The 9,981-nt window shown below is 29.6% G+C and carries 14 protein-coding genes; 5 read left to right on the top strand and 9 right to left on the bottom strand.

Features of this window, described 5'->3' with window-relative positions:
- The first annotated feature begins 155 nt into the window (after positions 1 to 155).
- The 4 genes from WBG30_RS03980 to WBG30_RS03965 are packed head-to-tail and all read left to right on the top strand — an operon-like array spanning position 156 to position 2,010.
- Positions 156 to 887, top strand: coding sequence for a hypothetical protein (locus tag WBG30_RS03980; RefSeq protein WP_424503351.1), 732 nt, complete (start codon positions 156 to 158; stop codon positions 885 to 887).
- 11 nt (positions 888 to 898) lie between these two features.
- Positions 899 to 1,198: a hypothetical protein gene (locus tag WBG30_RS03975; RefSeq protein ID WP_424503350.1), complete on the top strand. Its 300-nt coding sequence runs from the start codon at positions 899 to 901 to the stop codon at positions 1,196 to 1,198.
- The gene (locus WBG30_RS03970) at positions 1,195 to 1,695 is read left to right on the top strand and encodes a lysozyme (RefSeq protein WP_424503349.1); all 501 of its coding nucleotides are present in this window, start codon (positions 1,195 to 1,197) and stop codon (positions 1,693 to 1,695) included. The genes WBG30_RS03975 and WBG30_RS03970 overlap by 4 nt, the downstream gene beginning before the upstream one ends.
- A 12-nt stretch (positions 1,696 to 1,707) precedes the next feature.
- Positions 1,708 to 2,010, top strand: coding sequence for a hypothetical protein (locus WBG30_RS03965; RefSeq protein WP_424503348.1), 303 nt, complete (start codon positions 1,708 to 1,710; stop codon positions 2,008 to 2,010).
- A 273-nt stretch (positions 2,011 to 2,283) separates the two neighbouring features.
- Here WBG30_RS03965 and WBG30_RS03960 read toward each other — a convergent pair whose 3' ends face one another.
- The 7 genes from WBG30_RS03960 to WBG30_RS03930 form a co-directional block, all read right to left on the bottom strand.
- A complete protein-coding gene (locus WBG30_RS03960; protein WP_424503347.1) occupies positions 2,284 to 3,567 on the bottom strand; it encodes a hypothetical protein in 1,284 nt (427 codons plus the stop codon).
- A gap of 115 nt (positions 3,568 to 3,682) precedes the next feature.
- Positions 3,683 to 4,996 (bottom strand): amidohydrolase, encoded by a 1,314-nt coding sequence (locus tag WBG30_RS03955; RefSeq protein ID WP_424503346.1) that lies wholly within the window; start codon positions 4,994 to 4,996, stop codon positions 3,683 to 3,685.
- A gap of 16 nt (positions 4,997 to 5,012) precedes the next feature.
- Positions 5,013 to 5,471 (bottom strand): hypothetical protein, encoded by a 459-nt coding sequence (locus WBG30_RS03950; RefSeq protein ID WP_424503345.1) that lies wholly within the window; start codon positions 5,469 to 5,471, stop codon positions 5,013 to 5,015.
- A gap of 1 nt (position 5,472) precedes the next feature.
- On the bottom strand, positions 5,473 to 6,279 hold the full coding sequence (locus tag WBG30_RS03945; RefSeq protein ID WP_424503344.1) for a DUF3100 domain-containing protein: 807 nt from the start codon (positions 6,277 to 6,279) through the stop codon (positions 5,473 to 5,475).
- A gap of 207 nt (positions 6,280 to 6,486) precedes the next feature.
- The gene (locus WBG30_RS03940; protein ID WP_424503343.1) at positions 6,487 to 6,750 is read right to left on the bottom strand and encodes a hypothetical protein; all 264 of its coding nucleotides are present in this window, start codon (positions 6,748 to 6,750) and stop codon (positions 6,487 to 6,489) included.
- A gap of 51 nt (positions 6,751 to 6,801) precedes the next feature.
- Complete coding sequence (locus tag WBG30_RS03935) at positions 6,802 to 7,287, bottom strand: NUDIX hydrolase (protein ID WP_424503342.1); 486 nt, start codon at positions 7,285 to 7,287, stop codon at positions 6,802 to 6,804.
- A 23-nt stretch (positions 7,288 to 7,310) separates the two neighbouring features.
- Positions 7,311 to 7,979 (bottom strand): XRE family transcriptional regulator, encoded by a 669-nt coding sequence (locus WBG30_RS03930; RefSeq protein WP_424503341.1) that lies wholly within the window; start codon positions 7,977 to 7,979, stop codon positions 7,311 to 7,313.
- Between the two features lie 138 nt (positions 7,980 to 8,117).
- Between WBG30_RS03930 and WBG30_RS03925 the strand changes: the two genes are divergently transcribed.
- Positions 8,118 to 8,273, top strand: coding sequence for a hypothetical protein (locus WBG30_RS03925; protein WP_424503340.1), 156 nt, complete (start codon positions 8,118 to 8,120; stop codon positions 8,271 to 8,273).
- A 364-nt stretch (positions 8,274 to 8,637) separates the two neighbouring features.
- On the opposite strand, the gene WBG30_RS03920 is transcribed toward WBG30_RS03925, so the two are convergent.
- Both WBG30_RS03920 and WBG30_RS03915 read right to left on the bottom strand, forming a co-directional pair.
- Entirely contained in the window at positions 8,638 to 8,847 is a 210-nt protein-coding gene (locus WBG30_RS03920; protein ID WP_424503339.1) for a hypothetical protein, read from the bottom strand.
- Between the two features lie 468 nt (positions 8,848 to 9,315).
- Positions 9,316 to 9,903: a hypothetical protein gene (locus WBG30_RS03915; RefSeq protein WP_424503338.1), complete on the bottom strand. Its 588-nt coding sequence runs from the start codon at positions 9,901 to 9,903 to the stop codon at positions 9,316 to 9,318.
- Positions 9,904 to 9,981 lie beyond the last annotated feature (78 nt).

The following is a 9,981-nucleotide window of genomic DNA, read 5'->3' as shown; positions in this document are numbered from 1 at the left end:
CATGATAAGTTCGTGGTATCTGATGATAGAGATTCATCTAGTGTGACTATTCATAATAATGCTGGAACGATAACAACGGCTAATTTTATGGTAATTGGAAAATGGAAACGAATCTAAATTTGTTTTGATCGATAGATAAAAAAGTGAGGTGGAAAATGAAATATAATTTATTTGAAAAGGAAGCTGCTCCTACATGGGAACTAGCCAAAGAAAAATTAATAAAAAGCAAAACTACTACAAGGTACAATGGGGAATTTGAAACAATATTTCCCTATAACTACAATGAAAAAAATACTTTTGTGTATGAAGGGGAACTAACAGGACCATTTAGGATAGAAGAAGATTTTACTATCTATTTTTATAGTGACAGGGAGTGTATAGAACTTGGATATAGATTTCTAGGTGTAGGAGAGAAACTAGTTGGGGATAAGATTATCAATGTACCTTCTATAGGTCAATATTATGAATGGAAAGAAGAAAAATGGGTATATAATATCTCTCCTCATAAAATAGATCTTATTGCAAAAATAGAAAAGGAAAAGGATGAAATTCTTTCAGGTGGATTTCTATGGAATGGGAAGTACCAACAGAGGTGTAGAGCAGAAAAAGATTTGCCATATATCAGAGAAACACTGGAGAACTTTGAGTTAATACCTAACTATTCTTTGAAATGGTATTTTAGTAACTTACCGGAAGGATATAGTTTTAACAATAAAGAAGAATTTTTAGGACTTAGAAATGATGGAATGATTTTTATAGGAGACGTATTTAAAATTGAAAGTGAATTGAAACTTAAAATTAATTCTGCTAGAGCTATAGAGGATCTAGCGTTTAGCGTGGAAGAAGAGTACAATAAAGGCTTGGTAGGCTTTACCTTACCAAAATAGGAGGAGTCATTTTGGAATACAATATTACATTAGATTTAATAACATACATCATAGTTTTAATTGCATTCGGGACTATAGGAAGCTGTTATCAAGCATATAAAGACCAGGGAACTAGTAAGCCATTCTGGGCTAGGGTTATATGTGGAGCATTTGCAGGATCGGTTACAATGCTAGTTGTGTTTATGTTAGGACTAGAAGGAACCCAGGCTTTTATTCATTTTGGTATAGCAGCTCTTTTGGGTCTTTTATCTGAAAAAGGAGAAACAGGAAGAATAATAGAATTAATCTTTCATAGGGGAGGTAAAACATGAAAATATCCCAACAAGGAATAGACCTTTTAAAACATTTTGAGAATTATAAAAAAAGAGCTTATAAGTGCCCTGCTGGAGTTTGGACAATAGGTTGGGGATTTACTCGGATTAATGGAATAAAAGTCAAAGAAGGGGATACTATGACCTTAGAAGTGGCTGATGTAGAGCTAGAGAAGCAGTTAAGGACTTACGAAAATGTGGTAAGGAAGGCTATCATGGTAAAAAAGATAAATCAGAACCAGTATGATGCTCTAGTTTCACTTTGCTATAACATCGGAGGATCTAGTTTTAGAAAGTCTTCTATAGTCAAGTTGGTCAATAGTAGAAACTTTATAGGAGCCTGTAGAATCTTTAACCTATGGTCAAAGGTTGCTAAGAAGAGATCCAAAGGATTACTTAGAAGAAGAGTATCAGAAAGAAACCTGTTTTGTAGTTGGCCAGATCCAATTATAAAAATTGTACCTCAAGATTATTGTGAAACATATAGAAAGCTATAAGGAGAGTGGAAAATGAAAGAATTATTTACAAACCCATTAGTATTACAGATAGTATTTGGTATTATATTATTGGTTTTACCATCACCACTACTAAAGAAAACAGGGGATAAGGTAGGAGACGCAATTGAAGGTGTAGGAGGAGAAAAAGCTAGAGATGTAACTTATAAAGTGTTAATAGATTTTGCTGAAGGGCTGAAGAGCTCTAAGCATAATGGAAATATTAATTTAACGTCCAATGATCAAATAGATAGTGAGTTGGATAAATATAAGGTGTCGCTGGGTTTGGAGGACTCCAAATCAAAGGAAAAGGATTAGAGTTTAAGATAGATCCATGGAATCATAAGACTAAGTTATTTCAGTTTAAGATTTTTAGGAGGGCTAGGTCGATAAGGGAGTTGTTTTGGGGGTATTAGAGAATAGATTAAAAGGGATATTTTAAAAATATCCCTTTTTTTATAAAAAATAAATTATAGCAAGAAAAATAGAAATTTTTACAGGGTTGAGTTTTATTTTGTTGTTTTTGAAATGATCTGTTTAACTTTATAATCCAGAATTTATAAAAAAATTACAATAGACTGGATACATTATTTAAAACTTTAATTTCACAATTTTTTTAGGTCTTCCTACACCAGTAAAGGCCTCTTTTCCTGAAAGGATAGCATAATTATTATCTATTAATTTATTTAATATTCTTCTAGCACTTCTTTCGGTTAAAGATAGATAGTTTGAAATATCTTGAGTAGAAACTTCTTTATTCCCTGTTTGATTTATAACCTCTATTAACTTTGCTATATGAAGAGGATTTATTCTTGTAATCTCTGCTATTTTCAGAATTTTTATGTCTCTTATTTTTATGTCAAAAGATTCTTCTTTTTTATCTCCTATAGGTCCATTCATTAGGTCACCATCTTTTATATAAAGTGATGGTGAATTTTTTAATAGTGCTTTTTTTAATGCTTTTCTAGCCGACATTTCTGCTAAATAAGAACTAGCTCCATATCCAATCCCAGAAAATATTAAAAAATTATATTTTGATTCTTTTTTCATGATATTTAAAAATTTTGAAATACTAACTCTTCCTTTTAAAGAACCTCTAGTAGAAAAAATCATATACTCGTCCTTTCCAATATTTAATAAAGAGCCTTGAATCTCTTGAACATATTCTAAAAGTTCTAATTCAAATTTCCCCTTTTGTTTTAAAGTTTTGTATTGATGAAAAGAATCTCCTTTTAATATTAGCTTTATTACTTGTACAACAATACTTGAATGATGTATCATTTGAGTATTGATTTTATAAATTAATTTCTCTGTGTTTTCTCGGACTTTTAAACTTGTAGGATGAAGCCTAAAGACATTATAATTGTCTTCCTTTAATTCTTTATATACACTTCCAAAACCAGTAATAAATGTATTTATCTCATTTTCTAATTTATTTTTTTTGTGAAATTCAAGATATTCTTCTTCTGATATAGAAGAAGAATAAGGTAAAATTTTAATTTTATCGAAAGATACATCAAATTCTTCTAACATTTCATTTAGAGCAATTTTATTAACGACATCTATACTTATTTCTTTAGGAAATTGGTTAGATTTTTTTAGCTCCCAAAGGACTTTTAATATACTAGAGCCATCTCTAGCGATATATTCATATGGCTTTATTAACTCAAGATTTGTATTTAATATACTTTTCATTACACCTATTCCGGTAAAGATAATACCATCATTCTCCTGTTGGCAAATATCAAATGATTTATGTGCATCTTTTATTTTTTCCTCTGCGTATATACTTATTTCTATTTCTGGGAAAATATTATTCATAATTTTTTTTATTCTTAAAGCTGAATCTTCAGTTCCATTTATTCCTATTTTCATAAAATACTCCTATGTATACGTTAATATATATATAATAGTACATATTGTTATATTAATATAGTAAAAATTCCTTTTAAAATAACTATAGAGCTATTTTAAAAGGAATTTTATAAGTTTAACTTTCTATAATTTTGTTATTGGTTTCCATAAATTCTAGATAAGATTTTTTGGACATCGGTGCTTTAAAATTCTTTAAAATTTCCTTAGATGCTAAAGCATTGTCAAATAAAAGATCTACTATAGTTAGAGCCATTGCTTTTGCAGGTATTAAATAGGCTAAATCTTCATCGACTATCTTATAATTACTTGTGTGAAGTCCTCCTGAAATTCCTCCAATCATTGGATGAAGTGTTGGCATTAAGTGAGATACATCACCAAAATCAAATGATCCTGTAAAGTCTCCACCATCAACTATTTTGTCTTTTAATCCTAATATTTCTAAATTTTCTTTAAATATATTATCTAAAGCTTTATACCTTTTAATTGGTAGGTATCCTGGGATCTCTGTTATATGAATGTCAGCCCCTACTGCCATAGCCCCAGCTTTTAGGGCTCTATTTACTTTGTTATTTGAGTCTATCATCCCTTCGATAGTTCTTGCTCTTACATAAGATTCCATTCTTACATCTGCTGGGACTACATTAACAATGTCTCCACCTTTAGTAATAATAGGATGAACTCTTACTCTATCAGAATCTTTAAAAGTTTCCCTCTGAGCATTAATATTGTTAATAGCAAGCATGGCTGCATTTAGGGCATTGATTCCTTCGTGTGGAGCAGAGCCTGCGTGAGACTCTTTTCCTATAAATTTTATTTTTTTTCCTATAAAACCATTACTTTCAGGACCAACTAACGCTTTCATATCTCCTAAATCTAAAGAATGAAACATCATAGCAATATCTACATCATCAAAATATCCTTTTTTTATAAGTTCCTGCTTTCCACCAAAATATGTGATTTTACCTTCTTTTCTTAAGTTTTCTCTATATTCTAATTCTATAAATTCCTCAGCAGGAGTAGCAAGAATGTCAATTTTACCAACTAAATCACTAAGGATTCCAGATTCTTTCAATCCTAAAACTGCACCTAATAGCCCTGTTATCTGAATATTATGACCACACGCATGCATTCTTCCATCCTCTAGAGAATCAGGGTGATCTTTAACAACTACTGAATCTAGTTCTCCTAGAATTCCTATTGTAGGTCCTTTTTTACCAGTATCTAATGTTGTTTTACAGCCGGTTACTGCAATATTATTTTCCACATCCAATCCTATTTCTTCTAAAAATGTTTTTACTGTTTTTGTTGTTTTGAATTCTTTATAGCCGAGTTCGGGATTTGAATAAATTTCTTTACCTACCCTCAATATTTTTTCTCGCTGATTATCAATTACATCTATAACTTTTTTTTTTAATTCTTTTTTTGTCATTTTAAACCGCCTTTATTTATATTTTCCCTTGCATTGACAAAACTAATTGAGAGACAAGAGCAGAACCAAAGAATGTACTTGTGAAAACAACCATTGCAATAATTACTAATTTCCAAGATAGCTTTTTTAATAGATCTATTTTATTTCCAACAGAAACACCAGCAAATGCAAGAATAGGAGTTGTTGTTGCTAGAAATCCAACTTTATTTGTATAAGCCATAAACACATCTGAACCAGGTGTAGCTGGTAAACTAAAAAGTAATCCTAGTAAAGTCACCCAAGCAAATGCAGGGAAATTAAACGGTATAAAATGTTTTAATAATAGTCCCAAAGCTACTACTATAGAGATCAGAATCATTCCTGGAATAGCTTCTATAGGGTTAATACCATTACCTACCCACTGACCTATTAATACTAACATTGCTGAAATAACTATCATTTTACTATAATCATGAACTGTAATTTTATTTATCACCTTATTTACCTCCTTTAGATCTTAGTTTATTTATCTTGTCATAATACCAATTAGTAAATGGAATAGCTAAAAATATAACTGAATAAATACCAGTTACACCAGTCAACATATTACTTGTAGCTGCATAAGCTAAGACTGTATCTTTCATTTGTATTGGGACAGATGCTGCTAACGCACTTGATGATGCTGCCATCATACTTCCACTACCCACTCCTGTTGCCATTGCTAATGCATACGGATGTATTCCTGTATTTATTGCTAATGATCCTAAAAATCCAAAGAAAATTGTTCCTATAACTGTCCCTACCATATAAGTACCAAGAACTCCGTTTCCTTCGGGGGAATCCATTCCATATTTTTCTCCAATTACACCTAAAGTTGGTTCTCTACAAATGCTTACACAAGCTCCAATTGTTTCCCTTTTCAGACCAAACATTATAGCTAAAGGTACTGCTATTACAGGTGTCATTAAATTACCTAGTTCTTGAAGTAGCAGTGCAGGTCCAGCTTCAATTACCTTTAAGATATTGGGACCTACTAACGTCCCGTATTTTACTCCTAAAAATAGCAGAGAGATCATTACAAAACTCGCCGACTTTTTTATTTCTTCCTCTCCAATTAATTTTTTTAACAGACCAATTTTATTCCCTAATACTTTTGGTGTAACTAACATCCCAATAATTACAGCATAAAGCATTGGTAATAAGACTAGTTTCCCTGGTCCTAAAGCAAATGATTTTGCTCCAATTAATTCACATACAACAATTATTACAATTATTGTAAAAACTAATTTTGATAAATTCTTCATAAATTCCCCCTATTTTAATTTCGGACTTAAATGGTAATGTCCATTATGGTAATTTATATAACATTTAATACTATTAGTCAAATTTTATTTCCATTTCAAAACATATTTTCACTTTTTCATCTAATTAAAAAAAGTCTATCAAATTAAAATAGACTTAATATATATAATTTAAGACAACTTCACAGACAATAAAAAATTATTGATCTCCTACTCCTCCGCATAAAATTCAATAGCTTTATTCTTCATTTCATCAATATTTCTAAATTCAGTATATGTTCTAATTATTCCCTGTGCAAATTCTTCTTTTGTTACTCCTTTTTTAGGGCCAGTATCAAATTTACTTTCAAATTCTTCTAGAGATTTTACAGAGGAATAATTTTTGAAAAATTCATCTGTTAACAGATCCTCGGTAGAAATAGCTCCTTCATCTAACATTTTCATAACACCTTTAATTGCAGCTTTACTAGACATTTAATACCTCCATTTAAAATTAAAATTTTAATAAATACTAATTATATATACCTATAAAATATCATTTGTTACGATATGTTTAAAATGCTCTCCTGTGCTTTGGAGCTCCTTAATAAAAAATTTTGGATGAGCTTCATAATCTTCTAACTTTTCTATTGGAAGCCAATACATAAATTCTCTTACTCCACCTGTTGTAGAGCTATTGCTTTTTAATTCTTTGGTTCCTTTAGGTTTCATTAAATAATAGAAGCAGAGTTCGTGGCATTTTAACCCTTTTTTTAGTGTTCCACCATCACCTTCAAAAAAATTCTCATGGATGAAGGCAAGTCTTTCAATTTCATACGCTACTCCTGTCTCTTCTAAAACTTCTCGTCTCACTGCATCTTCTGTGGATTCGCCTATTTTTACTCCCCCACCTACAGTATAGTAATAACTATCATTTTCATTTTTAGCAAAAAGGATATTTCCATCTTCAATAATTATAGCTGCTGCTCTATATCTAAATTTTTTATCATATGTCACTAATTCACAATCCATGAATCCTCCTAATTTTTTTCTTCCTACAGATCATTAATAACCTTAACAACTCTTCCACACTCATGATACACATCGCCATCTCTTAAAATTAATGGCATATAGATATTATTATCACTGATTAAAATGTTCTCGTTCTCAGTTCTCCTAATTCTTTTAACAACTGCTCCTCCATCGATAATAAAGGCTCCTATACTTCCATCAGGGATCTCTACATCTTTTTTGATAATAATTATCGAATGATTTTTTATTGTGGGCTCCATAGAGTCACCTACCACTTTAACTGAAAAGTAAAGATGGGGATTCTTTAGTTCAGGGATAACAATATAATCTATAGCATCTCCTGGTTCATACCCACATCCAGCAGATATAGATTCATATAAAGGAATTTTAACTGTAGGCATCATAAGAGCTAGATCTATTTCCTCTAGAGTTGTTATTGTTTCTTCTTCTTCTAAATAACCAACTATTATATATAATTCCTTATAGTCTATTTTTAAACCCTTTGCAATTTTTTTTAATAAATATGGATTTATCTTTTGAACCTTTCCATTTTCTAATCTAGAATATAGTGATGTTTGAATATCACTATTCATACAAAATTGATTTAATCCATAATTTTTACTCTCTCTTTTATTTTTTATAAAATTTCCTAATTTTATTCTCATTTCTTCAGATACGATATAATCGTTCATGTTACTCACCTCATTTATATTTATTATACCTAATTCTATTGACACTTGTGAATAACTTTGTAAAAAAACATTGACAAACGATAATAAGGTGGGGTAAACTTCTAATAACAAATCAGTATAAATAAAAGGAGGAATATCATGACATTATCAGATGTAAAAATAAGAGCTATTAAACATAATATGACAATGACTGTTTTAGCTAGTAAAATAGGATATTCTAGGGAGTGGATGTATAAAAAAATAAAAGAAAATGATACTGAATTTATTAAGAAAATTAAAAATATTTTACCCTAAACATTATCGTTAGTGAATGACAATAAAGAAAATATTCACTTGAAGGATAAGTGATTTTATCATGTATTTAGATAATTTAATTTTAAGAATAGGGTAAAAGATAGAAATCATAAAAAAATAGGATTCAAATCAAGTTCTAAATTATACAGCTCACAAACTCCTAATTTAATAAATTTTTTTACATTTGCCAATATAACCTCATCAGTTATGAAATGTTTGTTTGCATGTACACGTCAGTTTGACAACTAGTGGGCTGTATTATTTAGCACTTGATGCTAAAAACTGTTTAGGGAGCTCTTAGGAGTTCCCACCCCCTGAAAGAATATATAAAAAAAAGGCCTTTAAGCCTTTTTAATAACTTTACTTAATATCGGTGAGCTTTCTCAATAGTATGAATTGAATTTTTAGAAAGAATAATTTTATGATCTTTACTATTAGGATATTCAATTGTGATAAATCCTTCTTTTTCAGAAATGATTTTTACACTTTTATACTTATGACCAGTTTCAACACTGAGATTGTTAGTAGTTATGTCTACTAAATCAAAACCAGTATCTTTAATGTAATTTAACATATTTAACCCCCTTTAAAATCTGAATAGTATGGTTTAATACGAACTTATTGAACTGTACCATTGAGACTTTAAATGTAGGAGGTAGTCAATGAATATTTTTTCAAAACAAGTTCTTTTCTATACATTGTTCAGTATTAATCTTGGTCTTCGGAAAATATATTTAGTTTTAATTGGGGCTCCAGTGATGAGTCGATTTGATAGGATGTGGTTTCTGATGTTTGACTGTTGGTTTTGGCTAATAATTCTGGATTTGATTCTTGAATTTTTGAAATCACGTAAGGGATAAAAGAAAAAGGGAGGTGCATTATGAAAGAAAAACTAATAATTACTACAGTAATTATTATTGCTACCTCAATTTTTTTATCAATTATTTTAAATTTTATTTATAAAATGATAGTCATAAAATCTCTAATAGAAAAAGAATTTAAATCATCAAACTTAGAATTGAAAGTTTCAGAAAAATTTATTTTAGAAGAACTTAGTGATGAAGATATACAAATTACTAAAAAATTTAGTCGATTGATCAATGGTGATAATAATTCCAATAATTGTTGCAATATCTGCCAATGTGGTAAAACTTACTTTAATTTTTTTAGTATTTTTTCTAAATTTCAAAGGGAAGATATTAAAAAATCCAGTGAAAATTAACTGATTAAAGTAATGAATCCAGGAAAAAGGGTTATAGAAGTCTTTTTTCTTATTTTCAATCAAATTATCATATTCTCCGATAGATTTTTGAGTATTGCTGAATATAGAATAACAGCATCTTTGTAATTCTTTTCTTTCATAGGATAAATTTCCCCATATTTTGTCTGTGACTTCATCGTAAGTTGATATAGGACAATAAAAAGAAGCTTCATAATACTTGCTACGATTTAATTGTAAAAAATTCATAGCAATTGCTCTATCTTCAATAGATAATTTTTTATCGACGATCATACCAAGATTCTCTGAAATGGTTTCTAAAAAAATAATTCGTTTTTGATACTCTTGGATATCAAAAATTATCTTTATAAATCCAATTATAAAGATAGGAAAAAATATTATGTAATTCATTTGTGTCCCCCTTTAAACTCTAAATAGTATGGTTCAATACTCGCCTTTGAAACTTTTATTGAACTGTACCATTGAGAC

The organism is Psychrilyobacter sp. (genome assembly GCF_049671765.1).
In the GTDB taxonomy this organism is placed as follows: Bacteria; Fusobacteriota; Fusobacteriia; order Fusobacteriales; family Fusobacteriaceae; genus Psychrilyobacter.
Note: the sequence above shows the minus strand (reverse complement) of the source record. Positions and strands in the feature narration are given on the sequence as shown.